The sequence below is a fragment of the Pantoea sp. Ap-967 genome, from assembly GCF_011752565.1.
GTDB lineage: Bacteria > Pseudomonadota > Gammaproteobacteria > Pseudomonadales > Pseudomonadaceae > Aquipseudomonas.
This window is the reverse complement of record NZ_VWXK01000014.1, coordinates 138203-163952: the sequence shown is the minus strand read 5'-3', so window position 1 is coordinate 163952 and position 25750 is coordinate 138203. Positions and strand designations below refer to the sequence as shown.

Here is a 25750-nt window from a genome sequence, read left to right as displayed (position 1 = left end):
AAGAAAAGCCAAAAGAGCCTCGCAAAGTACTGCGAAGCCCCCATCGAAACACAGCTGATCAAGCAACCTTGCATCAGGCGCTGTGGCGGGTCCTGGGTGTGGATTTAACGGCCATACCCACGATTGGGGTGGATACCGCGTTGGTTCTGGCCGGTGAGATAGGTGCTGATCTTTCGCGATTTCCGTCCTCACAGCATTTTTGCTCCTGGCTGGGTCTAGCGCCCCCAACCCGAATTTCGGGGGGCCGACAGCTATCAGGAGGTGGCCCCAAGATAATCAACAGAGCGGCTCAGGCGCTCAAGCAGGCAGCTTCGAATGCTCGCAATGACAAAGGGTTCATTGGGGCATCGCATCGCGCCAGGATGACCCGCATGGATACCAGTTGTGCGATCAAGGCCACAGCGCATCAACTCGCTCGACTGGTCTACACGCTGCTTACGAAGAAGCAAAGCTATGTTGAGCAAGGCTTGGAAGAGTTTGAAGCCAAAAGCCAAGACCGCCAGCTCCGGGCTTTGCTGCGCAAAGCCCGGAAACTGGGGTATCAACTTGTCGCTGCCTGAGTGCCTTAAAAATCAGTGGGTTGCATTTTGTTTGATGAGAGCGGGCTTGACCCGCGAAGCAAGCACCGCGGTGGATGGCACCGGCTTCGCCGGTGTTCGCGGGGCAAGCCCGCTCCTACAGGGGCGGTTCAATGTCCATGACTGCGCCCCACATGTGAATGCTCGGTATCTGGCACCGATACCGCCCCATTCACCTCCAATTGCTGCAAAATCGCGCACTCACTCCCCTGGGCATTGCAGCGCTGACGTAGCTCCACCAGCTGCGCCTGCAACGCCATCAAGCCATCGATCCTCGCCTGCACATGCTCGATATGCTCATCGATCAGCGCATTGACGCTGCCGCATGAGCCATCGGGGCTGTCGCGCAGGCGCAGCAGGCTGCGGATCTCGTCCAAGGTCATGTCCAGGGTGCGGCAGTTGCGGATGAAGGTCAGGCGCTCCACATGGGCCTGGGTGTATTGGCGATAGTTACCCTCGGTGCGCGCCGGTTCAGGCAGCAGTTGTTCACGCTCGTAGTAGCGAATGGTTTCCACGGCGCAATCGGTGGCTTTTGCCAGTTCTCCGATCTTCATGGGCGAAATCTCCAGCAAGTGGCTTGACCCTATAGTGGCTACAGGGTGTTCACTTGGCAACAGGCTCAATTTAAGGATGACCCCATGAACCAGCCTGTCAGCCACCCCCACAAGCACGACCACCACGCCCACAGTTGCTGTGGCGCCGCCGCTGCGCCTGCCAAGGTGCAACTGAGCGAGAAGGCCAGCAGCCACGCCCAGCTCAGCCGGTTTCGCATCGACGCCATGGACTGCCCCACCGAACAAACCCTGATCCAGGACAAGCTGGGCAAGCTGGCAGGTATCGAGCAGCTGGAGTTCAACCTGATCAACCGCATCCTTGGCGTGCGCCATACCCTGGCCGGCACCGCCGAGATCGAGCGGGCCATCGACAGCCTGGGCATGAAGGCCGAGCCGCTGGCCGCCGAAGAGGACGGTGCTGCCCGCGCAGCGCAGCCGCACAAGGCCCGCTGGTGGCCGCTGGCCTTGGCCGGTGTTGCCGCGATTGGCGCCGAAGTGGCGCACTTCAGCGGGCGGGCGCCCGAGTGGCTGGTGGCGGTGTTGGCCCTGGCGGCGATCCTCGGCTGTGGCCTGGGCACCTACAAGAAGGGCTGGATCGCCCTGAAAAACCGCAACCTCAACATCAACGCGCTGATGAGCATCGCCGTGACCGGCGCCGTGTTGATCGGCCAATGGCCGGAAGCGGCCATGGTGATGGTGCTGTTCACCCTGGCCGAACTGATCGAGGCCCATTCGCTGGACCGCGCGCGCAATGCCATTGGCGGGCTGATGCAGCTGGCGCCGGACATGGCCACGGTGCAGCAGGCCGATGGCCAGTGGCGTGAAGTCGGCGTGCGTGAAGTGGCCATCGGTGCCCGGGTGCGGGTGCGCCCAGGCGAGCGCATCGGCCTGGACGGCGAGGTGGTCAGTGGGCAATCCAGCGTCGATCAGGCAGCGATCACCGGCGAAAGCCTGCCCGTGGAGAAAGCCACTGGCGACAAGGTGTTCGCCGGCACCATCAACCAGGCCGGTGCCCTGGAGTACCGCGTGAGCGCGGCGGCAGGGCAGTCGACCCTGGCGCGCATCATCAAGGCCGTGGAAGAGGCCCAGGGCGCACGGGCGCCGACCCAGCGTTTCGTCGACCAGTTCTCGCGCATCTACACCCCGGCCGTGTTCGCCCTGGCCCTGGTGGTGGCGATCATCCCGCCGCTGTTCATGGCCGGTGCCTGGTTCGACTGGGTGTACCGCGCGCTGGTGCTGCTGGTGGTCGCCTGCCCCTGCGCCCTGGTGATCTCCACCCCGGTGACCATCGTCAGCGGCCTGGCCGCGGCGGCGCGCAAGGGTATCCTGATCAAGGGTGGCGTGTACCTGGAAGGCGGCCGCAAGCTGGACTTCTTAGCCTTGGACAAGACCGGCACCATTACCCACGGCAAACCCGTGCAAACCGACGCGAAAGTGCTCGACCCGCTGTTCGAGCAGCGCGCCCAGGCCTTGGCGGCAAGCCTGGCCAACCGTTCCGACCACCCGGTGTCGGGCGCCATTGCCCAGTTCGCCAAGGCGAGCGGCCTGCCGCTCAGCGAAGTCAGCGATTTCGCCGCGCTGGCTGGCCGTGGTGTGCGGGGCGATATCGACGGTGAAACCTACCACCTGGGCAATCACCGCCTGGTCGAAGAGCTGGGCCTGTGCTCGCCGGCGCTGGAAGCACAGCTCGATACCCTGGAGCGCCAGGGCAAGACCGTGGTGCTGCTGCTCGACCGCTCCGGCCCGCTGGCGCTGTTCGCCGTGGCCGACACGCTGAAGGACAGCAGCCGCCAGGCCATCGCCGAACTGCACGCGCTGGGTATCAAGACCGTCATGCTCACCGGCGACAACCCGCACACCGCACAGGCTATCGCCGCCCAGGTGGGCATCGACCGCGCCGAGGGCAACCTGCTGCCGGCCGACAAGCTGCGCAGCATCGAGCAGCTGTACGCCCAAGGGCATCGGGTGGGGATGGTGGGTGACGGTATCAACGATGCGCCGGCCCTGGCCCGCGCCGAGATCGGCTTTGCCATGGCCGCAGCCGGCACCGACACCGCCATCGAGACTGCCGACGTGGCCTTGATGGATGACGACTTGCGCAAAATCCCGGCGTTCGTCAGGCTGTCGCGCCAAAGTGCGGCCATCCTTGTGCAGAACATCGTTCTGGCGCTGGGTATCAAGGCCGTGTTCCTGGCGATCACCTTTGCCGGCATGGCCACCCTGTGGATGGCGGTGTTCGCCGACATGGGCGTTAGCCTGCTGGTGGTGTTCAATGGCCTGCGCCTGCTGCGCAAATGAGGTATTTCCATGCTCAGTGCCGAGCTCAAAGCCTTCTACATGGTGGCCCGCCTGGGCAGCATCACCCTGGCGGCGAAGAAGCTCGGGCTCAGCCAGCCCACCGTCACCACGCAGATTCGCAACCTGGAAAGCCAGTACGCGGTGGAGCTGTTCTACCGCGGCGGCCGGCGCCTGGTGCTGAGCGAGGAGGGCGTGCGCCTGCTGCCGATGGTCAAGGCGCTGCTGCAGCAAGAGGCCGACATCGAGTTCGAACTGCGCAACAGCGGCCAGGCCCAGGGCAGCCTGCGCATTGCTGCCACCGCGCCGTACTACATCCTCGACCTGGTGAAAATCTTCCGCGAACGCCTGCCCCAGGTAGAGGTGGCGGTGGAGATCGGCAACTCGCAGCAGGTGCTGGAAATGCTCGAAGATTACCGGGTGGACATCGCTGCGTCGTCGCAGTTGGTGGAGGATGCACGGCTGGTGCGGCGGGTGCTTGGCAGCGACCCGCTGGTGGTGGCGGTGCACCGTAATCACCCCTTGGCCCATCGCCAGCAGGTGGCCATCGACGTGGTGGCGGGGCATTGCCTGCTGATGCGCGAGAAAGGGTCGACCACCCGCAAGCTCACCGAGCAGATGATGCAGGATGCCGGGGTGAAGGCCGGCGCATTGCTGGAGATCGGTAGCCGTGAGTCGATCCGCGAGGCGGTGCTGCGCAATATCGGCATCAGCGTGATTGCCCGCCACGAGGTGCCGCACAATCCCGAGCTGCGGGTGCTGGCGCTGGAGCAGGCGCCAGTGATGCATGAGTACCTGTACTGCCTGAAAGAGCGGCGCCAGGCCCGCTTGCCAGCGGCCTTCCTGGGTGTGGCCCAGGAAGTCATAGGGGTATGACACTTCCCTGGTAGGCGCGACCTACCGGGGAATGCATGCACCCGGCGGGCCACTACAAAATCTGCCTATACCACTATCGCCGGCTTTTGCCCAAACGCCACAGAACCTTCGCACAGCCTTCCTAGCATGGCCTCACTTGTTCGATGAGGCCTTGCCATGAACCACGCCACCCCGGGCGCACAGATGAAAGTGCGCGGTATCCACAAGCGTTTCGGTGCCTTCACGGCGCTCAACGACGTGTCCCTGGACATCGCCGCCGGCGAGCTGGTCTGCCTGCTCGGCCCGTCCGGCTGCGGTAAGACCACCCTGCTGCGCTGCATCGCCGGCCTCGAACGCCAGGACCGCGGGGCGCTGTACATCGGCGAACGCGACATCTCCGAGTTGCCGCCCCAGGCCCGTGACTACGGCATCCTGTTCCAATCCTACGCGCTGTTCCCCAACCTCACCGTCGAGGCCAACATCGCCTACGGCCTGACCGGTAGCAGCCGCGACGAAAGCCGCCAGCGCGTGGCCGACATGCTCGAACTGGTGGGCCTGGCCGGCAGCGAGAAGAAATACCCCGGCCAGCTCTCCGGCGGCCAGCAGCAACGGGTGGCCCTGGCCCGTGCGCTGGCCCCGGCGCCTTCGCTGCTGCTGCTGGACGAACCGATGTCGGCGCTCGACGCCCGCGTGCGCGAGCACCTGTGCACCGAGTTGCGCCAGCTGCAGCGCCAGCTTGGCATCACCACCTTGATGGTCACCCACAACCAGGACGAGGCCATGCTCATGGCCGACCGCATCGCGGTAATGAACAACGGCCAGGTCGAGCAGTACGCGACCCCGCAGGAAATCTACGACCAGCCGGCCACGCCCTTCGTTGCCGAATTCGTCGGCCAGGGCAACTGGCTGCCGTTCCAGCGCAATGGCGACAGCCACGCCCAAGTGGGGGGCATGAACATGCGCCTGGCCGCCAATGCAGGCCCGGCCAACAGTGGCCGGCTGTTCTGCCGCCCGGAGGCGATCACCGTCAACCCGGTGGTGCATGAGGAAAACCTGTTTCCGGCCAAGGTCCGCGAAATCACCTTTCTCGGCAACCGCTGCCGCATGAGCTTCGAGCTCAAGGCCCTGCCGGGCCACGCACTGCTCGCCGAGCTTGCGCCCGAAGCCATGCCGCGCCTGGGCTCGCAGGATATCTGGGTGGCCCTGCCGCCGCAGAGCCTGCAGGTGTTTGCCTGAGATGGCCGCGCCAATGTCCCTGCCGCTGCCCCAAGCCAGGCACGCGCGACGCAGCGACGTCGCCTTGGGTGATCGCCTGTTCGTCGTCGGTGGCAAGAGCCTGCTGCTGGCCCTTCTGATGCTGGCGGTGGTGATGCCGCTGCTGGCGATTTTCTGGAAAGGCTTCAGTGGTGAAGCCGGCCAGGGGGGCGGTGTGCTGGCCGCCCGGGAACTGTTCGCCAGCGACAACTTCCGCTGGTTGCTGGGCAACAGCCTGGCGGTGGCCTTCAGCGTGGCGGCGATCGTGGTGCCGCTGGCCTACCTGTTTGCCTACGCCTTGCAACGCACCCTGATTCCGGCCAAAGGCCTGTGGCGGGGCATCTCGCTGCTACCGCTGCTGGCGCCGTCGATGCTGCCGGCCATCGCCCTGGTGTACCTGTTCGGCAACCAAGGCCTGCTGCGCAGCCTGATCCACGACAACATCTACGGCTTCTGGGGCATTGTGCTGGGTGAAGCCATCTACACCTTCCCCCATGCGCTGATGATCCTGCTGTCGGCCCTGTCGCTGGCCGATGCACGGCTGTTCGATGCCGCATCGAGCATGGGCGCAGGCCCTTGGCGCGCGTTCTGCAGCATCACCTGGCCGGCCACGCGCCAGGCGGTGTTCGCTGCGTTCTGCCTGGTGTTCACCCTGACCATCACCGACTTCGGCGTGCCCGTGGTGGTGGGCGGCGACTACCAGGTGCTGGCGCTGGAAGCCTACAAGGCGGTGGTCGGCCAGCAGCAGTTCGGCCGTGGCGCACTGATCGGCATGGTGTTGCTGGTGCCGGCATTGCTCAGCTTCGGCGTCGATGCCTGGCTGCGCCGGCGCCAGGGCGAGGCCATGAGTGGCCGTGCGCAAGTGTTCGAGCCCAAACCGTCGCGGGCCCGCGATGCCTGCTTCCTGGCCATCGTGCTGCTGGTGTGCGCGGCCTTGCTGGCGGTGATCGGCATGGCGGTGTACTCATCCTTGGTGACCTTCTGGCCCTACAACCTGACCCTGTCGTTCAAGCACTACCTGTTCGACGACACCGCCGGTGGCGGCTGGCTGGCCTACCGCAACAGCGTCACCATGGCCCTGTGTACCGCCTTGATCGGCAGCCTCGTGATTTTCACCGGTGCCTACCTGATGGAGAAAACCCAGGGTCAGCGCCTGCTCAACCAAGCCTTGCGCCTGCTCAGCTTCATCCCCATGGCGGTGCCAGGCTTGGTGCTGGGCCTGGGCTACGTGTTCTTCTTCAACCTGAGCGACAACCCGCTGCACGTGTTCTACGGCAGCATGGCGCTGCTGGTGCTGTGCACCATCGCCCACTACCTGACCACCGCGCAGATGACCGCCGCCACCGCCCTGCGCCAGCTCGACGGCGAGTTCGAGGCCGCCGCGCTGTCGCTCAAGGCGCCGCTGTACAAGCATTTCGTGCGGGTGACCGTGCCGATCTGCCTGCCGGCGCTGCTGGACATCATCCGCTACCTGTTCGTGTCCGCGATGACCACCGTGTCGGCGGCGATCTTCCTCTACAGCCCCGACACCATCCTTGCCGCCGTCGCCGTGCTGAACATGGACGATGCCGGCAACGTCGGCGGCGCTGCCGCCATGTCGACCCTGATCCTGTTGACCAGCGCGGCGGCTTCCCTGCTGCTGGCTGGCGCTTCCCGCGGCCTGCTGCGCCGCTCCCAGGCCTGGCGCCAGCGTGCGCCCAGCCATTGACCGACTGCCCACACTGATAGGAACCGCATCATGTTCAAGCCCCTTGCACTTGCCGCTGCCGTATCCGCCGTCTTCAGCCTGCAGGCGTCGGCCGCCGCTACCCAGCTGACCGTCTACACCGCCCTGGAAGCCGAACAGCTCAAGAGCTACAAGCAGGCCTTCGAGAAGGCCAACCCGGACATCGAGATCAAGTGGGTGCGTGATTCCACCGGCATCATCACCGCCAAGCTGCTGGCCGAGAAAGACCGCCCACAGGCCGACGCGGTGTGGGGCCTGGCCGCTTCCAGCCTGGCCATCCTCGACCAGAACGGCATGCTTGAAGCCTACGCGCCGAAAGACCTGGGCAAGATCTCCGCCAACTACCGTGACGCCGCCAACCCACCTGCCTGGGTGGGCATGGACGTGTGGGCCGCGACCATCTGCTTCAACACCGTCGAAGCCGAGAAGCAGGGCCTGAGCAAGCCTGTAAGCTGGCAGGACCTGACCAAGCCGGAGTACAAGGGCAAGATCGTCATGCCCAACCCGGCGTCCTCGGGCACCGGCTTCCTTGACGTGAGCGCCTGGTTGCAGACCTATGGCGAGCCGCAGGGCTGGGCCTACATGGATGCGCTGCACCAGAACATCGGCCAGTACGTTCACTCCGGTTCCAAACCGTGCAAGCTGGCGGCGGCGGGTGAGTTCCCGATCGGTATTTCCTTCGAGTACCCGGCTGTGCAGCTCAAGCGCCAGGGTGCGCCGCTGGATATCGTGCTGCCGAAGGAAGGCCTGGGCTGGGAGATCGAGGCTACTGCAGTGATCAAGGGCTCGCCCAAGGCCGATGCGGCCAAGCGCCTGGCTGACTTCTCGGCAAGCCCGGCGGCCATGGAGTTGTACAAGGACAACTTCGCCGTGCTGGCCGCGCCGGGCATTGCCAAGCCACAGACCGAGCTGCCGGCGGACTATGAGCAGCGCCTGATCAAGAACGACTTTGCCTGGGCCTCGAAGAACCGCGACCAGATCCTGACGGAATGGCGCAAGCGCTATGACGGCAAGTCGGAGAAAGTTGCCCAGCAGTAGAATTGCATTGGGCAGGTTTGGCCCCTTCGCGGGGCAAGCCCGCTCCTACAACCGTGCGCAGTCTGTAGGAGCGGGCTTGCCCCGCGAAGGGGCCGCCACGCTCTAAAGCCAGGACAAGATTCCGATGCCCACCCCAACGCAAATCATCGACACCACCTTCGCCCTGTATGAGCGCCACGGCACTGACGACTACATCGGCGAAGCCATCACCCAGCTCGAACACATGTCCCAGGCTGCGCAGTTGGCCATGGCCGAGGGCTTCGACGACGAAGTGGTGCTGGCGGCTTTCTTCCACGACATCGGCCACCTGTGCGGTGGTGACGCCAGCATGGGCGGTTATGGTGTGGCCAGCCACGAGCGCATCGGTGCCGAGTACCTGCGCCGTTGTGGCTTCGGCGAGCGCATGGCGCGGCTGGTGCAGTACCACGTGGAAGCCAAGCGCTACCTGACCTTGCGCCAGCCGGGGTACTACGACCGGCTGAGCGAGGCCAGCCGGCGGACCCTGGGGTACCAGGGCGGGGTGATGAGCGAGGCGGAAGCGGATGCATTCGAAGGGGATCCGCTGTTTGCGGTGAGCCTGCGGATGCGTGAGTGGGATGAGATGGCCAAGGAGGTAGGGGTGCCGTTGGTGGATTTGGGGGTGCTGAGGAAGAAGGCCTTGGGCCTGCTTTGAGGTTGCCTGTGCCGGCCCTTTTGCGGGGCAAGGGATCTGTAGGAGCGGGCTTGCCCCGCGAAAGGGCCGAACCTGCTGAATCAAATCTGCAAAACCAACGCCTCAAGCTGCTCCTGCCGCTCGGCCTGGTTCACCTTCGCCCCAGGGTTGAGCGTGGACCACTGCGGGTGCGCCCGGGCCTTGCCCAAGGCCTCGGGCAGCTTGCCCTCGCGCCACGCTTTTTCATCCACCGCCGCCAGCCGAATGCTGTCCTGCGCCGCATGCCCGCGCGCCTCCAGCGCCACCATCAACTGCTGCTGACGCAACGCCAGTAGCCGCAGCACCGTGTCATCCACGGTCAGCTCGCGCTGGCCTTTGAGCTTGCCCATCAAGCGCGCCCCATAGTTGCGCGCGGTTTGCAGCGCACCACCGGCAATCGCGCCTGCCAACGCGGCCGCGCCCAGCGTGAGCCCGCCCACCAGCAAATCGACCCCGGCACCGGCAGCCGCACCCGCAGCCACGCCGCTCCCCAGCCGCACGCCGAGTAATTTCAGCGTCTCAGGGTTGAACAGGTCATCCCCCCAGCGCCCGTCCAGCAGCGGCAGGTCCCCGGCATTGGCATCCTCGCGGCGAAAACCGTACAGCTTGAGCAGCGCTTCCACACAGCGTTGCTCACGCTGGCGCACGTCCTGGCGCAAGGCCTCGATGGCCTTGGCTTCGGCGGCCGGCTCGGCTTCGACACTGCGCCGGCAGGCGGCGCAGTCCAGCAGCAGTTCGGCGATCAGCCGCTTGCCGCTGTGCCGGCGGGCCAGGCGTTGGGCCTGCTGGTCGTCGATCAGCCGCTGCAAGGCCGGGCGGGCGTCCTCCAGCAACAAGGCCAACGTCTCGTACAGCCGGCGTTCGCCATCTTCCGGCGGCGCCACGCTGTCGAACCGCACCAGCGCGTGAAGCCCAAGCCGGGCAAGGGCTTCACGCCATTGCGGCTCGCGGTGCTGGCTGCTGGCGACGAAATTGAGCACCGGCAGCAGTGGTTTGCCGCAACTGGCCAGCACTTGCAGTTCGTCACGGTATTTGGCCAGCACCGGTTCGCGGGCATCGATCACGTACAAGCCGGCGTTGCTGGCCAGCAGCTGGCGCAACACCTTGGCTTCCTGCTCGAAGCGCTGGCGCGCTTCGCTGCCCTGTAGAAAGCGTTCGAGCCGGGCGGGGCCGTCCAGCCGTTCGCCGGGGCGCTCCAGGCGTTCGAGGTAGTCGAGCAGGGCGATGGCATCTTCCAGGCCGGGGGTGTCATACAGCTCCAGCAGCGGCTCGCCGTCCACCGATAAGCGCGCACCTTCGACATGGCGGGTGGTGCTGGGGCGGTGGGACACCTCACCGAAGCCGACGTCCCGGGTGAGCGTGCGCAGCAGCGAGGTTTTGCCAACGTTGGTGTGGCCGACCACGGCCAGTTTCAGTGGCTCAGTCATGGCCATGCTCCAGCCAGGTCAGGGGTGAGGTGCTGGCATGGGGCAGGCCGAGGCGGTCGAGGGCGTCGTGCCAGTCGCCCAGGCGATGGCTGTCCAGGGCCTCGCCCGGGGCCGCCTGTAGCAACCAGACACGGGTGGCCCCGGCATTGCGTGCAAGCTCGGCCAGCAACGCCAGGCTACCGCGGTCGGGCGAGCGCCGTGGGTCGCAGGCAATTGCCAGGCGTGCCGGGGGGAAGCGGCTGAGCTGTTCAAGCAGCCGGTTGCGTGACTCGCGGCTGTCGAGCACGCCGGCGTCTGTCACCGTTGCTGGCAGGGCTGGCGGCCATGGGCGTTGGTCGTCCAGTTCCAGGCCTACCAGCAAGGCGCCGCTGCTGCCGCTTTCCAGCTGGCCTGCCTGGTACTGCGGCAGGGCGTCGGGGGCCGCATCCTGTACGCCGATGCGCTCGCTGCGGGGCATCAGCGCATCACGCAACGGGGCAAACCCGGGCAGGCTGAGGTCCAGCGCCAGGTGGGCGCGCCCCCGGCGCCAGCGCCACAGGCATAGCCCGGCCAGCAGCAGGCGCGGCAGCAGGCCGTATATCAGCACCACACCGAGCAGCCAACTGGCCCAGGCCTGGCGGGCAATGTCGAGGCCGGGAAGGGTGTCGCCGCTGGCGCGGATCATGGCCTCGTCCGGCACGGCGAAACCGAGCAGCGAAGGCAGCGCGCCAAGCGCTTGGGTCAGGTGGATGAACGGGTCGGCGGCCAGCAGGGTGGTTTCCCAGACGAACCCGTAGCGCCGGGTGGCGAGCAGCGTGAGCAGCATCGCCAGGGCCGCCAGCATCGCCAGCAGCCACAGGCCATGCACCAGCGCGCCGAGCAGCCAGCGGGTGAGGCGCTGGCGCTGCAGCAGCACCAGCAGCGCCGGGGCCAGGTGCGCGGCCTTGGCATCACGGGCGAAGCGTTCGCTGAGCCACAGCCACAGCCGGCCCAGGCTGGCGCCGTGTTCGCCGCTCAGGGTGAAGCCCACGGCCCAGCCCAGCAGCATCAGCAGGTTCAGCCCCAGCAGGCTGCCCAGGGCCCAGAACACATTGACCGGGCGCTGGCCGTCGCCGAGGGCCGCCAACCCAAGGCCGGCGCCGCTGAACACGGCGACCAGCATCAAGGCCAGCAGGGCCAGGCGGGCGCCTTGCTTCCAGTGGCGCAGGGCGCCGGCGATGCCATCGCGCTCGGCCAGGAACAGCGCGCGGGTTTCAATGCGTGTAGCCAGGTCGCCGCCCTGCTGGCGGGCGTGGCGGTTGGCCTCCTGGTCGTCCAGCAGGCCTGCATGTTCCTCGCGCAGGCGTACCGCTTCGGTGAGCCAGCGCTTGTCCAGGGGGGTGGGAGCAGTCACAAGGTCTTCCATTGCACGGTTCAGGGCCAAGCATAACCCACACGCCCGGTGCTATCCTCGCTGGCATGAATACATCACTTCCCCTCAGCCTGATCGCGGCTCACGCCGAGAACCGCGTAATCGGCATCGACAACACCATGCCCTGGCACCTGCCGGGGGACTTCAAGTATTTCAAGGCCACCACCCTGGGCAAGCCGATCATCATGGGGCGCAAGACCTGGGACTCGCTGGGCCGGCCATTGCCTGGGCGGTTGAACATCGTGGTCAGCCGGCAGGCCGGGCTGGAACTGGCCGGGGCCGAGGTGTTCGCCTCGCTCGAAGCGGCGCTTGCCCGGGCCGAGCAATGGGCGCGGGAGCAGGGCGTTGGTGAGCTGATGCTGATTGGCGGGGCGCAGCTTTATGGGCAGGCGCTGGAAAAGGGGCTGGTGAGCCGGATGTACCTGACCCGGGTGGAGCTGGCGCCAGAGGGGGATGCGTGGTTCCCCGAGTTCGATGAGGGCCAGTGGCAGCGGGTGTCGAGTGAGGCGCAGGCTGAGGAAGGCAAGCCGGCTTATCACTTCGAGGTCTGGGATAGGGTTTGAGATCGAAGGGGCTGCTTTGCAGCCCATCGCGACCTTTGGTCGCTCCTACGACGGCTAAGCGGTTCATTCCCAGGTAGGAGCGACCAGAGGTCGCGATGGGCCGCAAAGCGGCCCCATTTCTATCAGGTATGGCTCAACTCGGCATGCTCATCGCCGGCTAGCACATCCTTGTCAGTCTCTTTCAACAACTGGCTGGTCACCACACCGGCGGTCATCGACCCATTCACGTTCAGCGCCGTGCGGCCCATGTCGATCAACGGCTCCACCGAAATCAGCAACGCCACCAGTTCGACCGGCAAGCCCATGGCCGGCAGCACGATCAGTGCAGCGAACGTCGCACCACCGCCCACCCCGGCAACCCCTGCCGAACTCAAGGTGACGATGGCCACCAGGGTCGCGATCCACAGTGGGTCGAAGGTATCGATGCCCACCGCTGGCGCCACCATCACCGCCAGCATGGCTGGGTAGAGCCCGGCGCAGCCGTTCTGGCCGATGGTGGTGCCGAACGAGGCACTGAAGCTGGCAATCGACTGCGGCACGCCCAGGCGGCGGGTTTGCGCTTCGATGTTCAGCGGAATGCTGGCCGCGCTGGAGCGGCTGGTGAAGGCAAAGGTCAGCACCGGCCACACCTTGCGCAGGAAGCGCAGCGGGCTGACGCCGGTCGCGGCGAGGATGATGCCGTGAACCACGAACATCAACGCCAGGCCCAGGTACGACACCACCACGAAGCTGCCCAGCTTGAGGATGTCTTCCAGGTTCGAGCTGGCCACCACCTTGGTCATCAGCGCCAGCACGCCATACGGGGTGAGCTTCATCACCACGCGCACCAGGCGCATCACCCAGGCCTGCAGGGTGTCGATGGCCGACAGGGCGCGCTGGCCCTTCTCGGCATCGTCCTTCATCAGTTGCAGGGCGGCCAGGCCAACGAACACGGCGAAGATCACCACGCTGATGATCGAGGTGGGCTTGGCCCGTGCCAGGTCACCTACTGGGTTGCTGGGGATGAACGACAGCAGCAACTGCGGGATATTGAGGTCGGCGACCTTGCCCGCGTAGTCGCTGTGGATAACCTGCATGCGCGCGTTTTCCTGGGCACCGGCCACCAGGCCCTCGGCGCTCAGGCCAAACAGGTTGGTGAGCACGATGCCGATCAGCGCCGCGATGGCGGTGGTCAGCAGCAGGGTGCCGATGCTCAGCACGCTGATGCGGCCTAGCGACGAGGCATTGTGCAGGCGTGCCACGGCGCTGAGGATCGAGGCGAAGATCAGCGGCATCACGATCATCTGCAACAGGCCGACGTAGCCGTTGCCGACCAGGTCGAGCCAGCCGATGGTGGCCTTGAGCACCGGGTGGCCGGCGCCGTAGAGGGTGTGCAGCGCCAGGCCGAACAGCACGCCGATGGCCAGGCCAAGCAACACCTTCTTGGCCAGGCTCCAGTCGGTGCGGCCAGTTTGTGCCAGGCCTAGCAGCAGGGCCAGGAACGCCAGCAGGTTGAGGGACAGCGGCAGGTTCATTGAAGCTCCAGGAAAAAGCAGAAGAGGCATCGCCTCTGGTGAGCGATTGCGAACAGAAATGCTAACAGCCCGAAAAGAAACGAATTTATACCTAAAAGTAATTTGCTTAGTTTTAAATGGAATATACGACCCAAAAAGGCCCGGTAGGAGCGAGCGCAGCTCGCGATGCGGCGGTAAATCTCACCGCGGTTGGATAAGCGCCGCGTTGCGGCGCATCGCGAGCTGCGCTCGCTCCTACCAGATTTAGGGAGGGCGGGCATAAAAAAACCGGCGCCATGGCGCCGGTTCTTTTTTACGCGGTCAGAGCCTTACAGCCCTTCAAGCATCGCCTTGTTACGCACAGCACCCTTGTCGGCACTGGTTGCCAGCAGGGCATAGGCCTTCAGCGCGGTGGTCACCTTGCGTGGGCGGACTTCGGCCGGCTTCCAGCCTTTCTTGTCCTGCTCCACGCGGCGCTCGGCCAGCTCTTCATCGCTGACCAGCAGGTTGATCGACCGGTTCGGGATGTCGATCAGTACCTTGTCGCCGTCGCGCACCAGGCCGATGGCGCCGCCAGCAGCGGCTTCCGGCGAGGCGTGGCCGATCGACAGGCCCGAGGTGCCACCGGAGAAGCGGCCGTCGGTGAGCAGGGCGCAGGCCTTGCCCAGGCCCTTGGACTTCAGGTAGGAGGTCGGGTACAGCATTTCCTGCATGCCAGGGCCGCCTTTCGGGCCTTCGTAACGGATGATCACGATGTCGCCGGCCTTCACTTCGTCGGCGAGGATGCCGCGCACGGCGCTGTCCTGGCTTTCGAAGATCTTCGCGGTGCCTTCGAACACATGGATCGACTCGTCGACGCCGGCGGTCTTCACCACGCAGCCGTCCAGGGCGATGTTGCCGTACAGCACGGCCAGGCCGCCCTCTTGCGAGTAGGCGTGTTCGAAGCTGCGGATGCAGCCGTTCTCACGGTCGTCGTCGAGGGTTTCCCAGCGGGTCGACTGGCTGAACGCGGTTTGCGTCGGGATGCCGGCCGGGCCTGCCTTGAAGAAGGTGTGCACGGCTTCGTCATCGGTCTGGGTAATGTCCCACTTGGCGATGGCTTCTTCCATGCTGCGGCTGTGCACGGTGGGCAGGTCGGTGTGCAGCAGGCCGCCGCGGGCCAGCGAGCCGAGAATGCTGAAGATGCCGCCGGCGCGGTGCACGTCTTCCATGTGGTACTTCTGGATGTTCGGCGCCACCTTGCACAGCTGCGGCACCTTGCGCGACAGGCGGTCGATGTCACGCAGGTCGAAAGCCACCTCGCCTTCCTGGGCCGCGGCCAGCAGGTGCAGGATGGTGTTGGTCGAACCGCCCATGGCGATGTCCAGCATCATGGCGTTTTCGAACGCCTTGAAGTTGGCGATGCTGCGCGGCAGAACGGACTCGTCGTTGTCCTGGTAGTAGCGCTTGCACAGCTCGACGATGGTGCGCCCGGCAGTGAGGAACAGCTGCTCGCGGTCGGCGTGGGTGGCCAGGGTCGAACCGTTGCCCGGCAGGGCCAGGCCCAGGGCTTCGGTCAGGCAGTTCATCGAGTTGGCGGTGAACATGCCGGAGCACGAACCACAGGTCGGGCAGGCGCTGCGCTCGTACTCGGCGACTTTCTCGTCGCTGGCGGTGGAGTCGGCGGCGATCACCATGGCGTCGACCAGGTCCAGGCCATGGCTGGCCAGCTTGGTCTTGCCGGCTTCCATCGGGCCGCCGGACACGAAGATCACCGGGATGTTCAGGCGCAGGGCGGCCATCAGCATGCCGGGGGTGATCTTGTCGCAGTTGGAAATGCACACGATGGCGTCGGCGCAGTGGGCGTTGACCATGTACTCCACGGCGTCGGCGATGATCTCGCGGCTTGGCAGCGAGTACAGCATGCCGTCGTGGCCCATGGCGATGCCGTCATCGACCGCGATGGTGTTGAATTCCTTGGCCACGCCACCGGCGCGTTCGATCTCGCGGGCGACCAGCTGGCCCAGGTCCTTCAGGTGCACGTGGCCTGGGACGAACTGGGTGAACGAGTTGGCGATGGCGATGATCGGTTTCTTGAAGTCTTCGTCCTTCATCCCGGTGGCGCGCCACAGGGCACGGGCGCCGGCCATGTTGCGGCCTTGGGTGGACGTCTTGGAACGATAATCAGGCATGAAACACTCCTGGCGGCTTAATCAGGTCACAGAATGGGGAGTGAGCTTCTCTTGTCCTTTGCGCCGCAGGCCGGTTGCCACTGGCACGGATGGGGCCGAAGACGCCGCGGGATCGCCGCGTGCTTGGCCAGAGCTCATAAACCCGCCGGGGATGACTGGCGATGAATAGGCCGATTCTACACCGCTGGCGCGGCGAAGGAATGCGCATGTGGATGGCTGGCGGGGAGATTGCGGCAGGAAAGGGCCGCTGGGCGGCCCTTTTTGGCAGGGATCAGCTGTTTGGCAGCAAGCGGCAGGTGATGCTCTTGATGTAGCGCGTCTCGGCGATTGCCGGGTGCACCGGGTGGTCCGGGCCCTGGCCGCCGCGTTCGAGCAGCTGCAGGTTGCGGTCCAGGTGGCGGGCGCTGGTCAGCAGGATGTTGTGCAGGTCGTCCTCGGGCAGGTGCATCGAGCACGAGGCGCTGACCAGGATGCCGTCCTTGCTCAGCATGCGCATGGCCTGTTCGTTGAGGCGGCGGTAGGCCGCTTCGCCGTTTTTCAGGTCTTTCTTGCGCTTGATGAAGGCGGGTGGGTCGGCAATGATCACGTCGAAGCGCTCTTCGGCAGCCTTCAGTTCACGCAGGGCCTCGAACACATCGCCTTCGATGCAGGTGACGTTCTCGCTGATGCCGTTCAGCGCGGCGTTGCGCTCGACGCCGTCCAGGGCGAAGCCCGAGGCGTCCACGCAGAACACTTCGCTGGCACCGAACGCACCGGCCTGCACGCCCCAGCCACCGATGTAGCTGAACAGGTCGAGCACGCGCTTGCCCTTGACGTAGGGCGCCAGGCGGGCGCGGTTCATGCGGTGGTCGTAGAACCAGCCGGTCTTCTGGCCCTCGCGTACCGGCGCTTCGAACTTGACGCCGTTCTCTTCCAGGGCGACCCAGTCCGGCACTTCGCCGTAAACGGTTTCGACATAGCGCGCCAGGCCTTCGGCATCACGGGCGGCGGAATCGTTCTTGAACAGGATGCCGCTGGGCTTGAGCACCTGCACCAGGGCGGCGATCACCTCATCCTTGTGCGCTTCCATGGTGGCCGAGGCCAGCTGAACCACGAGGATGTCGAAGAAGCGGTCGACCACCAGGCCCGGGAGCAGGTCGGAATCGCCGTACACCAGGCGGTAGCAGGGCTTGTCGAACAGGCGCTCGCGCAGCGACAGGGCGACGTTCAGGCGGTGCACCAGCAGCGACTTGTCCAGCGCCAGCTTGATGTCGCGCGACAGCAGGCGGGCGCAGATCAGGTTGTTCGGGCTCAGTGCAACGATGCCCAGGGGCTTGCCATTGGCCGCCTCTAGAACGGCCTGTTGGCCGGCCTGGAAGCCTTGCAGCGGGGTCGCGCTAACGTCGACTTCGTTGCTGTAGACCCACAGGTGGCCGGCGCGCAGGCGGCGGTCGGCATTGGCTTTGAGGCGAAGGCTGGGCAGGGACATGACGTCGCTCCGGGAAAAAGAGCGGGATTATAACGTGTATGGCCGGGTATCGGAGCGAGGGCCGACAAATCGAGCGCCGACCGGGCCGGCACACATCCCGTAGGAGCGAGCACAGCTCGCGATGCATCTGAATAGAGGGTTAAAATCGCTGGTCCTTCACGAGTATGTACGCATGTCCCAAGAACTCAGCGCCGAACAGATCCAGCAAGCCTTGCAAGGCATCACCATTCCGCCGCAACCGCAGATCATGGTCGACCTGCAGTTCGAGCAGTACATGCCCGACCCGGACCTGGAAACCATCGCCAAGCTGATTTCCCAGGACCCAGGCCTGGCCGGGGCCTTGCTCAAGCTCGTCAATTCACCGCATTTCGGCCTGTCCAACAAGATCGGCTCGATCCAGCGCGCGGTGAACCTGTTGGGCAGCCGCTCGATCATCAACCTGATCAACGCCCAATCGATCAAGGGCGAGATGAGCGACGAAACCATCGTCACCCTCAACCGTTTCTGGGACACCGCCCAGGATGTGGCGATGACCTGCCTGACCCTGGCCAAGCGCACGGGCATCCAGGCTGCCGACGAGGCCTATACCCTGGGCCTGTTCCACGATTGTGGCGTGCCGCTGATGCTCAAGCGCTTCCCCAACTACATGGACGTGCTGGAAGACGCCTACGCCAAGGCCAGCGAAGCGTGCCGAGTGGTCGACACCGAGAACCGCGTGTTCAACACCAACCATTCGGTGGTCGGCTACTTCACCGCCAAGTCCTGGCGCCTGCCCGAGCACATCAGCGCGGCCATCGCCAACCACCACAATGCCCTGGCGATTTTCCGCGAGGAGTCGCCGCGCAACACTCAGAGCCAATTGAAGAACCTGCTGGCCGTGCTGAAGATGGCCGAGCACATCTGCGCCTCCTACCGCGTGCTGGGAAACCAGGGCGCCGACCACGAATGGGAAGCTGTCGGCCCGCTGGTGCTGGACTACATCGGCCTGAGCGAGTACGACTTCGAAACCCTCAAACAGAATATTCGCGAGCTGGGCGGGCACTGATACATGCCAGAACTACCTGAAGTGGAAACCACCCGGCGCGGGATTGCGCCGCACCTGGAAGGCCAGCGGGTCAGCCGCGTGGTGGTGCGTGACCGGCGCCTGCGCTGGCCGATTCCCGAAGACCTCGACGTGCGCCTGTCCGGGCAAACTATCGTCAGCGTCGAGCGCCGGGCCAAGTACCTGCTGATCAATGCCGAGGTTGGCACCTTGATCAGCCACCTGGGCATGTCGGGCAACCTGCGCCTGGTGGAACGGGGGTTGCCGGCAGCCAAGCATGAGCATGTGGATATCGAGCTGGAGTCGGGGCTGATGCTGCGCTACACCGACCCACGCCGCTTTGGCGCCATGCTCTGGAGCCTTGAGCCGCTGCAGCATGAGTTGCTGCTGCGCCTGGGGCCGGAGCCGCTGACCGAGCTGTTCGATGGCGAGCGGCTGTTCCAGCTGTCGCGCGGGCGCTCGATGGCGGTCAAGCCGTTCATCATGGACAACGCGGTAGTGGTGGGGGTGGGCAACATCTACGCCACCGAGGCGCTGTTCGCCGCCGGAATCGACCCGCGGCGCGAGGCCGGCGGTATTTCCCGGGCGCGCTACCTGAAGCTGGCAGTCGAGATCAAGCGGGTGCTGGCGGCGGCCATCGAGCAGGGCGGCACCACCCTGCGCGACTTCATCGGTGGCGACGGGCAGCCGGGGTACTTCCAGCAGGAATTGTTCGTGTACGGGCGCGGCGGGCAGCCGTGCAAGCTGTGCGGCACGACGTTGCGCGAGGTGAAGCTGGGGCAGCGGGCGAGCGTGTTCTGCCCGCGCTGCCAGCGCTGAGGCCTGGGGCCGCTGTGCGGCCCATTCGCGGGGCAAGCCCGCTCCTACAGGTGTCGAGTGTTACCCGGGGATTGCATCGATCCTGTGGGAGCGGGCTTGCCCGCGAACAAGGGCGAAGCCCTTGCCAGGCGGTGCTCAGGCCTTGCCGGTAATCCGGCGGTACTTGGCCATCAGCTCGTCTTCGGTTTCCGGGTGCGCCTCATCCAGCGGGATGCAGTCGACCGGGCAGACCTGCTGGCACTGCGGCTCGTCGTAATGACCCACGCACTGGGTGCACAGGCTCGGGTCGATCACGTAGATCTCTTCGCCTTGGGAGATGGCCTCGTTCGGGCACTCGGGTTCGCAGACGTCGCAGTTGATGCAATCGTCGGTGATGATCAGGGACATGGGGACTCCGGCCGGGGCGCTTCGCCCGGGCATGTTCGCAATGGGCACAATTGTGCCGCATTCGCGCCCGCAGTGCACGCGGGCGCGATCATCCAGCGCTTTTACTTACTTCTTGAAGCGTTCGGTCAGCGCCTCGGCCACCGCTGGGTGAACGAACTTGCTGATATCTCCGCCCAACGCGGCAATTTCCCGCACCAACGTGGAAGAAATGAACGAGTAACGCTCAGAAGGCGTGAGGAACAGGCTCTCCACGTCGGGTGCAAGCTGGCGGTTCATGTTCGCCAGCTGGAACTCGTACTCGAAGTCCGACACCGCGCGCAGGCCGCGCAGGAACACGTTGGCGCCCTGTTCCTTGGCAAAGTGCGCCAGCAACGAGGAGAAGCCGAGGACTTCGACGTTGGGCAGGTGCTTGGTAACCTCCCGCGCCAGCTCCACCCGTTGTTCCAGCGGGAACAGGGGGTTTTTCTTCGGGCTGGCCGCCACCGCGATGATCACATGGTCGAACAGGCGCGAAGCGCGCTCGACCAGGTCGCCATGGCCTTTGGTAATGGGGTCGAAAGTACCCGGGTACAACACTCGGTTCATCGCGTCATCCTGGCTGGAGTGCGTTGGGGAGTCCGATGGTAGCGCAGCGGCGGCGCCCCGGCCAAGTCATGCGGCCAGCTGATGGCACTATAGACAGGCGGCCAGTTCGTTGTCATGCACTGCGTGCCAGGCGGCCGATCAGCGCCTCGGTCAGCCGGGCGCTGATGGCGTACACCGACAATTGCGGGTTGGCGCCGATACTGGTGGGGAACAGCGAGCCATCATGCACCGACAGGTTGGCCAGCTGGTGGTGCCGGCCCAAGCTGTCGCACACCGCCTGCTGCGGGCGTTCGCCCATGGCGCAGCCGCCCATCACATGGGCACTGCCCAGGCGGGTGCGAAACGGCTCCAGCTGCAGGGCATCGATCATTTGCTGCGCTTGGGCCAGGTTGCTGGCCGGGCGCGCATCGGCGTGCACGGGCGTGACCTGGGTGGCGCCGGCGGCGAACTGGATCTGCGCCATGCTGTGGTAGGCCCGGCGCAGGCCATCGCGCAGGTAGTCGGTGACCGGGTAATCCAGCACCGGCGAGCCATCGCCGCGCAACTCCACATTGCCGCCCTGGCTTTGCGGGTGAAAGCCGTCGCGCAGCAGCGCCAACATCACGTGGGTGTGGGGAAGCTCGGCCATGCGCCTGGCGTTTTCTGCGCCGTGGCTGCCGAGCAGGGTGCTGGCCAGGGCCGGGTGCAGGGGCGGTACTTCCAGTTTGTAGCCCACAGGCCCGTCGCTGCCGCCCTGCCACTGGAAATGGTCGCTGTAGATCGATTGCGGGGCGCCGTAGTACGGGTCGATGCGTTCACTGAAGCGCGCCGCGCTGAAGTTCACCAGGTGCAGGAACGTGCGCTTGCCCAGGCGGCCGTGCGGGTCGGGGGCTTTGGAGCGCAGCAGCAGGGCCGGGCTGTTGATGCCGCCAGCGGCAACGATGTAGTGGCGTGCCTGCACCGTGATGCGCCGGCCCGTGGGGTGGATGCCTTGGGCGTCGAGGGCCTGGCAGTGCAGCTGGCGCACGCGCTCGCCGTCATGTTCCAAGCGCTCGGCACGGGCCAGGTACAGCAGCTCGCCACCGTGGTCCAGGGTGGCGGGAATGCGCGTTACCAGCATCGATTGCTTGGCATTGACCGGGCAACCCATGCCGCAATAGCCCAGGTTCCAGCAGCCTCGCACGTTGCGCGGGATCACCGCCCAGCGGTAACCCAGCTGTTCGCAGCCGCGGCGCAGCACCTCGTTGTTGGCGTTCGGCGGCAGCGCCCAGGGGCTGATGCCCAGTTCCTGCTCCACCCGCTCGAACCAGGGGCGCAGGTCGGCTTCGCCCAGGCCATGCACGGCGTGGGCCGAGGCCCAGTGTTCCAGGGTTGGCGGCGGCGTGCGGAAGCTCGACGTCCAGTTGACCAGCGTGGTGCCCCCTACGGCGCGGCCCTGAAGGATGGTGATGGCGCCGTCCTTGCTCATCCGGCCCAGGCCTTCCTGGTACAGGCTGGCGTAGGCCTCGTGCTCCAGCAGGTGGAAGTCGCTGCTGGTTTTCAGCGGCCCCTCCTCGATCAACAGCACCTTGAAACCGGCAGCACTGAGCATCTGCGCGCTGGTGGCACCGCCAGCGCCGCTGCCAATCACGGCGATGTCGGCCTGCAGGGCCAGGTCGTGTTCCAGGCGTGAGCCATCCTGGGTGAGCCAGCCGCGTTCGAGGCCTTGGCGAAACGGGTCGGAAACAGGCATGGGCGATGCTCTTGTTGTTTTCAGATGTTCGGCGGGCCGGGGTAGCCGCAGGCAGCCCAGGCTTGCGGGCATTCGTACCAGGCCATCAACAACAGCTGCAGGAGCGAGGCGTGGCCCATGCGCAGCAGGTTCAGCGAACTGTCCTGCCAGCGCTGGAGAAAAGCCGTGACCTGATCGGCGCTGGCCTGTTCCCAGGCGCCCCAGACGCCCGTCAGCGGGCCGCGGGTGAGCGGCAGGCTCAGCACGTCGAACAGTTGCCGGGTGAGCTTGAGCATTTCCGGTGAAAGTGCCGCCAGGGTGTGGTCGACGCTTCGCAGTACCACGGCTGCCGTGGCCGAGGTGCCGGCCAGCACCACCGGGATCAAGGCCCCCAGTACGGGCAGGTCGTCATCGCGCAGCACCCGGTAGCCGTCAGCGGGCGACTGCGCCGAGCAGCCAACCAGGCTCACGGTGCCAAGGAACACGCTGGCGCCCAGGCTCAGACGCAACAGGTCGCGGCGCTGCATCAGCGGATGAACAACCGGTAGACCAGGCGCTGCAAGGCCTTGCCATAGGGTGGGTAGATCAGCCGGGCGACGTTCAGGCGCTGCTTGGTCAGCACGGCCTTGGCCTTGCTGAACGTCAGGAAGCCCTCGTGGCCATGGTAATGCCCCATGCCGGAGGGGCCGATGCCACCGAACGGCAGGTCGTCCTGGGCCACATGCAGCAGGGTGTCGTTCAGGCACACCCCGCCCGAATGGCTGTATTGCAGCACGTGGGCCTGCTCGTCCCGGTCGTAGCCGAAGTAGTAAAGCGCCAGGGGGCGTGGGCGCTGGTTGATGTAGGCCAAGGCCTCATCGAGGCAGTCGTAGGGCACCAGCGGCAGCAACGGGCCGAAGATTTCGTCTTGCATCACCCGCATGCCGTCATTCACCTGGGTCAGCAGGTGCGGTGGCAAGCGCCGGCCCTGACGGTTTTCGTCGGGGTACAGGTCGACGACTTCGGCGCCCTTGGCGCGGGCATCGTCCAGCAGCTGTTGCAGGCGCTGCAACTGCCGGGGGTTGATGATGGCGCTGTAGTCGGGGTTGTTGGCGACCTGCGGGTACAGCTTGTGCACGGCGTTGCGGTAGGCGTCGGCGAAAGCCTGCAGGCGTTCGCGTGGCACCAGCACGTAGTCGGGCGCGACGCAGGTCTGGCCGGCATTGAGGGTTTTGCCGAAGGCGATGCGCTCGGCGGCGGTGTCCAGCGGCACGCTGGCGGAAACGATCGCCGGTGACTTGCCGCCCAGCTCCAGGGTTACCGGGGTCAGGTTGCCGGCGGCAGCCTGCATCACTTGGCGGCCGATGTGGGTGGCACCGGTGAACAGCAGGTGGTCGAAGGGCAGGTGGGCGAATGCCTGGCCCACTTCGACTTCGCCCAGCACCACGCTGACCAGGTCTTCGGGGAACACCCGCTGCAGCAGGGCTTTGAGTGCCAGCGCGCTGGCTGGGGTGGACTCGCTGAGTTTGAGCATCACCCGGTTACCGGCGGCCAGGGCCCCGGTCAGTGGGCCGATGGCGAGAAACAGCGGGTAGTTCCACGGCACGATGATGCCCACCACGCCCAGCGGTTGGTAGATCACCCGCGCGCTGGCCGGCTGGAACGCCAGGCCCACGCGGCGCCTGGATGGGCGCATCCAGCGCTGCAGGTGGCGCTCGGCATGGCGGATGCCCTGTATCGAAGGCAGCAACTCGGCCAGCAGGGTTTCATCGGCGCTGCGGCCACCGAAGTCGGCATCGATCGCCTCGATCAACGCCTGCTGGCCTGCCAACAGTGCCTGGCGCAGGCTTTTCAGCCACTGCAGGCGCTGCGCGGCCGGGGGCATCGGGTGGCTGGAAAAGGCTTGGCGCTGGGCGGCGAAGGTGGCCGCCAGGTCGGTATGGACGTGCACGGCAGGCAAGGCGAGAGGCGAAGTCACGGCGGCGTCCCGGATGGGCTGAGAATTTATAGAGCCTATACTCTAACCGGCACCATCGTGCGACTTTTTTCACCCGGCCAAGCGGTGCATTGCGGGCGGGTTACACCGTAAGATGGCGGTTAACCGAAAGCCTGCAGACTGGGAGCTGAGCATGGCCCCGCGCATGAAAACCCGAGAGCGCATCGTGCAGAGCAGCCTGGAGCTGTTCAACCAGCAGGGCGAACGCAGCGTCAGTACCAACCACATTGCCGCGCACATGGAAATCTCGCCTGGCAACCTGTATTACCACTTCCCCAACAAGCAGGCGATCATCGCCGTGCTGTTCAGCCAGTACGAAGAATTGGTGGACAGCTTCCTGCGCCCGCCACAGGGCCGTGCAGCCACGGTCGAAGACAAGCGCTTCTACCTCAAGGCGCTGCTGGCGGCGATGTGGAACTACCGCTTCCTGCACCGGGACCTTGAGCACCTGCTGGACAGCGATGCCGAACTGGCGGCGCGCTACCGGCGTTTTTCCGAGCGTTGCCTGCGCCAGGGCCAAGCGATTTACCGGGGCTTCGTCGAAGCGGGAATCCTTGCCATGGAAGCGGCGCAGATCGAATCGCTGACCATCAACGCCTGGATTGTGCTGACCTCTTGGGTGCGTTTTCTCAGCACCACGCGTGAGCATTCTGCGCACCTGGGTGAAGAAGCCTTCAAGCGCGGCGTCTATCAGGTGCTGGTGCTGGAGCTTGGCTTCGTCACCGACCATGCCCGCACGGCTGTGGACACCCTGTGCCAGGAATTCCACGTACCGTTCAATCAGGCCCTGGAACACTAGCCCAGGGCTTTCGTGCCATCGATCAGGAGATTGTCATGCCCCTTGCGCAATTGATCACCCCGCAACAGCTGGCCGAGCGCCTGGACTCGCCGAAGCTGGTGATCCTGGATTGTCGTTTTGCCCTGGAGGATGTGGATTACGGCCAACGCAGCTATGCCGAGGGGCATATCGCCGGCGCGCACTTCGCTGACCTTGAGCGGGACCTGAGCGGGCCGGTGCACAAGGGCCGCACTGGCCGCCACCCATTGCCGGAGCCGGCGCGGCTGGTCGAGCGCCTGCGCGAGTGGGGGCTGGACGATGACAGCGAGGTGGTGCTGTACGACGATGGCCCGGGGGCCTTTGCCGCGCGGGCCTGGTGGTTGCTCGTCTGGCTGGGCAAGCGCAGCGGTGTGGCCATTCTCGATGGTGGCCTGAAGGCCTGGCATGCGGCGCACCTGCCGCTGAGCCTGGATGCACCGGCCAGGCGCGAAGGCACGTTCAAGGGCGAGGCGGATGTCAAGCTGCTGATTGACGCCGAGCACCTGGCCAAGCGCCTGGGTAGCCCTGACCTGACCTTGATCGACGCCCGCGCACTGCCACGGTTTCGCGGTGAAGTGGAACCCATCGACCCGGTGGCCGGGCATATTCCAGGCGCCCAGTGCGCGGCGTTCAACGAGAACATCGGTGCCGACGGGCGGTTTCTGCCAGCGCAGCAGCTCAAACAGCGCTTTGCGGAAAAGCTCGCTGGCCGCTCAGCAGAGCATTTGGTGGCCTATTGCGGGTCGGGCGTAACGGCCTGCCACAACCTGTTCGCCCTGGCGCTGGCGGGTTATCCGCTGGGCCGGTTGTACGCGGGGTCGTGGAGCGAGTGGATCAATGATCCCAAGCACGGCGTGGCCACTGGCGAATAAGCAAAGCAGCCATTTTGCGGGCTGCGCTGTCGCCCAGGGAACCCCCCTGTAGGAGCGAGC

At 65.6% G+C, this 25750-nt stretch carries 23 protein-coding genes; 12 read left to right on the top strand and 11 right to left on the bottom strand.

Annotation, left to right across the window (positions count from 1 at the left end; genetic code table 11):
- Positions 1 to 560, top strand: a 560-nt coding sequence (locus F3J45_RS16785; protein WP_167064841.1) for a transposase, incomplete at its 5' end; no start/stop codon positions are given.
- A gap of 128 nt (positions 561 to 688) precedes the next feature.
- On the opposite strand, the gene cadR is transcribed toward F3J45_RS16785, so the two are convergent.
- Positions 689 to 1132 carry a cadmium resistance transcriptional regulator CadR gene (cadR, locus tag F3J45_RS16780; protein WP_167064839.1) on the bottom strand — a complete coding sequence of 148 codons (444 nt, stop codon included), beginning with the start codon at positions 1130 to 1132 and terminating at the stop codon, positions 689 to 691.
- Positions 1133 to 1216: 84 nt separating this feature from the next.
- Between cadR and F3J45_RS16775 the strand changes: the two genes are divergently transcribed.
- The 6 genes from F3J45_RS16775 to F3J45_RS16750 all read left to right on the top strand — a co-directional run bounded on the left by F3J45_RS16775 (position 1217) and on the right by F3J45_RS16750 (position 8973).
- Positions 1217 to 3430 (top strand): heavy metal translocating P-type ATPase, encoded by a 2214-nt coding sequence (locus F3J45_RS16775; protein ID WP_167064836.1) that lies wholly within the window; start codon positions 1217 to 1219, stop codon positions 3428 to 3430.
- A 9-nt stretch (positions 3431 to 3439) separates the two neighbouring features.
- Positions 3440 to 4303, top strand: coding sequence for a LysR family transcriptional regulator (locus tag F3J45_RS16770; protein ID WP_167064833.1), 864 nt, complete (start codon positions 3440 to 3442; stop codon positions 4301 to 4303).
- A gap of 156 nt (positions 4304 to 4459) precedes the next feature.
- Positions 4460 to 5518 carry a putative 2-aminoethylphosphonate ABC transporter ATP-binding protein gene (locus tag F3J45_RS16765; RefSeq protein ID WP_167064830.1) on the top strand — a complete coding sequence of 353 codons (1059 nt, stop codon included), beginning with the start codon at positions 4460 to 4462 and terminating at the stop codon, positions 5516 to 5518.
- Between the two features lie 13 nt (positions 5519 to 5531).
- Positions 5532 to 7244: a putative 2-aminoethylphosphonate ABC transporter permease subunit gene (locus F3J45_RS16760; protein WP_205300554.1), complete on the top strand. Its 1713-nt coding sequence runs from the start codon at positions 5532 to 5534 to the stop codon at positions 7242 to 7244.
- Positions 7245 to 7274: 30 nt separating this feature from the next.
- Positions 7275 to 8300, top strand: coding sequence for a putative 2-aminoethylphosphonate ABC transporter substrate-binding protein (locus F3J45_RS16755; RefSeq protein ID WP_167064824.1), 1026 nt, complete (start codon positions 7275 to 7277; stop codon positions 8298 to 8300).
- Positions 8301 to 8424: 124 nt separating this feature from the next.
- On the top strand, positions 8425 to 8973 hold the full coding sequence (locus F3J45_RS16750; protein WP_167064820.1) for a phosphonate degradation HD-domain oxygenase: 549 nt from the start codon (positions 8425 to 8427) through the stop codon (positions 8971 to 8973).
- A gap of 80 nt (positions 8974 to 9053) precedes the next feature.
- On the opposite strand, the gene F3J45_RS16745 is transcribed toward F3J45_RS16750, so the two are convergent.
- Both F3J45_RS16745 and F3J45_RS16740 read right to left on the bottom strand, forming a co-directional pair.
- Positions 9054 to 10418 carry a GTPase/DUF3482 domain-containing protein gene (locus F3J45_RS16745; protein ID WP_167064817.1) on the bottom strand — a complete coding sequence of 455 codons (1365 nt, stop codon included), beginning with the start codon at positions 10416 to 10418 and terminating at the stop codon, positions 9054 to 9056.
- Complete coding sequence (locus F3J45_RS16740) at positions 10411 to 11790, bottom strand: DUF2868 domain-containing protein (protein ID WP_205300553.1); 1380 nt, start codon at positions 11788 to 11790, stop codon at positions 10411 to 10413. Before F3J45_RS16740 ends, F3J45_RS16745 begins: the two co-directional genes overlap by 8 nt.
- 65 nt (positions 11791 to 11855) lie before the next feature.
- Between F3J45_RS16740 and F3J45_RS16735 the strand changes: the two genes are divergently transcribed.
- On the top strand, positions 11856 to 12371 hold the full coding sequence (locus tag F3J45_RS16735) for a dihydrofolate reductase (protein ID WP_167064811.1): 516 nt from the start codon (positions 11856 to 11858) through the stop codon (positions 12369 to 12371).
- A gap of 122 nt (positions 12372 to 12493) precedes the next feature.
- Here the strand turns inward: F3J45_RS16735 and F3J45_RS16730 are convergent, their stop codons facing one another.
- From F3J45_RS16730 to F3J45_RS16720, 3 genes are all read right to left on the bottom strand, one after another.
- Entirely contained in the window at positions 12494 to 13885 is a 1392-nt protein-coding gene (locus tag F3J45_RS16730; protein ID WP_167064808.1) for an L-cystine transporter, read from the bottom strand.
- A 308-nt stretch (positions 13886 to 14193) separates the two neighbouring features.
- Positions 14194 to 16035: a dihydroxy-acid dehydratase gene (gene ilvD / locus F3J45_RS16725; RefSeq protein ID WP_167064803.1), complete on the bottom strand. Its 1842-nt coding sequence runs from the start codon at positions 16033 to 16035 to the stop codon at positions 14194 to 14196.
- A gap of 271 nt (positions 16036 to 16306) precedes the next feature.
- A complete protein-coding gene (locus tag F3J45_RS16720) occupies positions 16307 to 17503 on the bottom strand; it encodes a class I SAM-dependent rRNA methyltransferase (RefSeq protein ID WP_167064800.1) in 1197 nt (398 codons plus the stop codon).
- A gap of 172 nt (positions 17504 to 17675) precedes the next feature.
- On the opposite strand from F3J45_RS16720, the gene F3J45_RS16715 reads away from it, so the two are divergent.
- Both F3J45_RS16715 and mutM read left to right on the top strand, forming a co-directional pair.
- Positions 17676 to 18548 carry an HDOD domain-containing protein gene (locus F3J45_RS16715; RefSeq protein WP_167064798.1) on the top strand — a complete coding sequence of 291 codons (873 nt, stop codon included), beginning with the start codon at positions 17676 to 17678 and terminating at the stop codon, positions 18546 to 18548.
- A 3-nt stretch (positions 18549 to 18551) separates the two neighbouring features.
- Entirely contained in the window at positions 18552 to 19364 is an 813-nt protein-coding gene (gene mutM / locus F3J45_RS16710) for a bifunctional DNA-formamidopyrimidine glycosylase/DNA-(apurinic or apyrimidinic site) lyase (RefSeq protein WP_167064795.1), read from the top strand.
- A gap of 135 nt (positions 19365 to 19499) precedes the next feature.
- On the opposite strand, the gene F3J45_RS16705 is transcribed toward mutM, so the two are convergent.
- The 5 genes from F3J45_RS16705 to F3J45_RS16685 all read right to left on the bottom strand — a co-directional run bounded on the left by F3J45_RS16705 (position 19500) and on the right by F3J45_RS16685 (position 23983).
- A complete protein-coding gene (locus tag F3J45_RS16705; protein WP_167064792.1) occupies positions 19500 to 19751 on the bottom strand; it encodes a YfhL family 4Fe-4S dicluster ferredoxin in 252 nt (83 codons plus the stop codon).
- Between the two features lie 105 nt (positions 19752 to 19856).
- Complete coding sequence (coaD, locus tag F3J45_RS16700; RefSeq protein WP_167064789.1) at positions 19857 to 20336, bottom strand: pantetheine-phosphate adenylyltransferase; 480 nt, start codon at positions 20334 to 20336, stop codon at positions 19857 to 19859.
- 112 nt (positions 20337 to 20448) lie between these two features.
- On the bottom strand, positions 20449 to 22047 hold the full coding sequence (locus F3J45_RS16695; protein WP_167064786.1) for a GMC family oxidoreductase: 1599 nt from the start codon (positions 22045 to 22047) through the stop codon (positions 20449 to 20451).
- A 20-nt stretch (positions 22048 to 22067) separates the two neighbouring features.
- Positions 22068 to 22553, bottom strand: coding sequence for a twin-arginine translocation pathway signal protein (locus F3J45_RS16690; RefSeq protein ID WP_167064783.1), 486 nt, complete (start codon positions 22551 to 22553; stop codon positions 22068 to 22070).
- Positions 22553 to 23983: a coniferyl aldehyde dehydrogenase gene (locus F3J45_RS16685; RefSeq protein ID WP_167064780.1), complete on the bottom strand. Its 1431-nt coding sequence runs from the start codon at positions 23981 to 23983 to the stop codon at positions 22553 to 22555. Before F3J45_RS16685 ends, F3J45_RS16690 begins: the two co-directional genes overlap by 1 nt.
- Before the next feature lie 163 nt (positions 23984 to 24146).
- Between F3J45_RS16685 and F3J45_RS16680 the strand changes: the two genes are divergently transcribed.
- Entirely contained in the window at positions 24147 to 24800 is a 654-nt protein-coding gene (locus tag F3J45_RS16680; RefSeq protein WP_205300552.1) for a TetR/AcrR family transcriptional regulator, read from the top strand.
- 35 nt (positions 24801 to 24835) lie between these two features.
- On the top strand, positions 24836 to 25690 hold the full coding sequence (locus F3J45_RS16675; protein ID WP_167064774.1) for a sulfurtransferase: 855 nt from the start codon (positions 24836 to 24838) through the stop codon (positions 25688 to 25690).
- Positions 25691 to 25750 lie beyond the last annotated feature (60 nt).

Excerpts from the sequence above, each read along its gene's own strand:
- F3J45_RS16675 (WP_167064774.1), top strand. The coding sequence starts at position 24,836 with ATGCCCCTTGCGCAATTGATCACCCCGCAACAGCTGGCCGAGCGCCTG.
- coaD (WP_167064789.1), bottom strand. The coding sequence starts at position 20,336 with ATGAACCGAGTGTTGTACCCGGGTACTTTCGACCCCATTACCAAAGGC.
- mutM (WP_167064795.1), top strand. The coding sequence starts at position 18,552 with ATGCCAGAACTACCTGAAGTGGAAACCACCCGGCGCGGGATTGCGCCG.
- F3J45_RS16760 (WP_205300554.1), top strand. The coding sequence starts at position 5,532 with ATGTCCCTGCCGCTGCCCCAAGCCAGGCACGCGCGACGCAGCGACGTC.
- F3J45_RS16750 (WP_167064820.1), top strand. The coding sequence starts at position 8,425 with ATGCCCACCCCAACGCAAATCATCGACACCACCTTCGCCCTGTATGAG.
- ilvD (WP_167064803.1), bottom strand. The coding sequence starts at position 16,035 with ATGCCTGATTATCGTTCCAAGACGTCCACCCAAGGCCGCAACATGGCC.
- F3J45_RS16695 (WP_167064786.1), bottom strand. The coding sequence starts at position 22,047 with ATGCCTGTTTCCGACCCGTTTCGCCAAGGCCTCGAACGCGGCTGGCTC.
- F3J45_RS16690 (WP_167064783.1), bottom strand. The coding sequence starts at position 22,553 with ATGCAGCGCCGCGACCTGTTGCGTCTGAGCCTGGGCGCCAGCGTGTTC.
- F3J45_RS16715 (WP_167064798.1), top strand. The coding sequence starts at position 17,676 with ATGTCCCAAGAACTCAGCGCCGAACAGATCCAGCAAGCCTTGCAAGGC.
- F3J45_RS16705 (WP_167064792.1), bottom strand. The coding sequence starts at position 19,751 with ATGTCCCTGATCATCACCGACGATTGCATCAACTGCGACGTCTGCGAA.
- F3J45_RS16720 (WP_167064800.1), bottom strand. The coding sequence starts at position 17,503 with ATGTCCCTGCCCAGCCTTCGCCTCAAAGCCAATGCCGACCGCCGCCTG.
- F3J45_RS16735 (WP_167064811.1), top strand. The coding sequence starts at position 11,856 with ATGAATACATCACTTCCCCTCAGCCTGATCGCGGCTCACGCCGAGAAC.
- F3J45_RS16680 (WP_205300552.1), top strand. The coding sequence starts at position 24,147 with ATGAAAACCCGAGAGCGCATCGTGCAGAGCAGCCTGGAGCTGTTCAAC.
- cadR (WP_167064839.1), bottom strand. The coding sequence starts at position 1,132 with ATGAAGATCGGAGAACTGGCAAAAGCCACCGATTGCGCCGTGGAAACC.
- F3J45_RS16765 (WP_167064830.1), top strand. The coding sequence starts at position 4,460 with ATGAACCACGCCACCCCGGGCGCACAGATGAAAGTGCGCGGTATCCAC.
- F3J45_RS16770 (WP_167064833.1), top strand. The coding sequence starts at position 3,440 with ATGCTCAGTGCCGAGCTCAAAGCCTTCTACATGGTGGCCCGCCTGGGC.
- F3J45_RS16775 (WP_167064836.1), top strand. The coding sequence starts at position 1,217 with ATGAACCAGCCTGTCAGCCACCCCCACAAGCACGACCACCACGCCCAC.
- F3J45_RS16730 (WP_167064808.1), bottom strand. The coding sequence starts at position 13,885 with ATGAACCTGCCGCTGTCCCTCAACCTGCTGGCGTTCCTGGCCCTGCTG.
- F3J45_RS16745 (WP_167064817.1), bottom strand. The coding sequence starts at position 10,418 with ATGACTGAGCCACTGAAACTGGCCGTGGTCGGCCACACCAACGTTGGC.
- F3J45_RS16755 (WP_167064824.1), top strand. The coding sequence starts at position 7,275 with ATGTTCAAGCCCCTTGCACTTGCCGCTGCCGTATCCGCCGTCTTCAGC.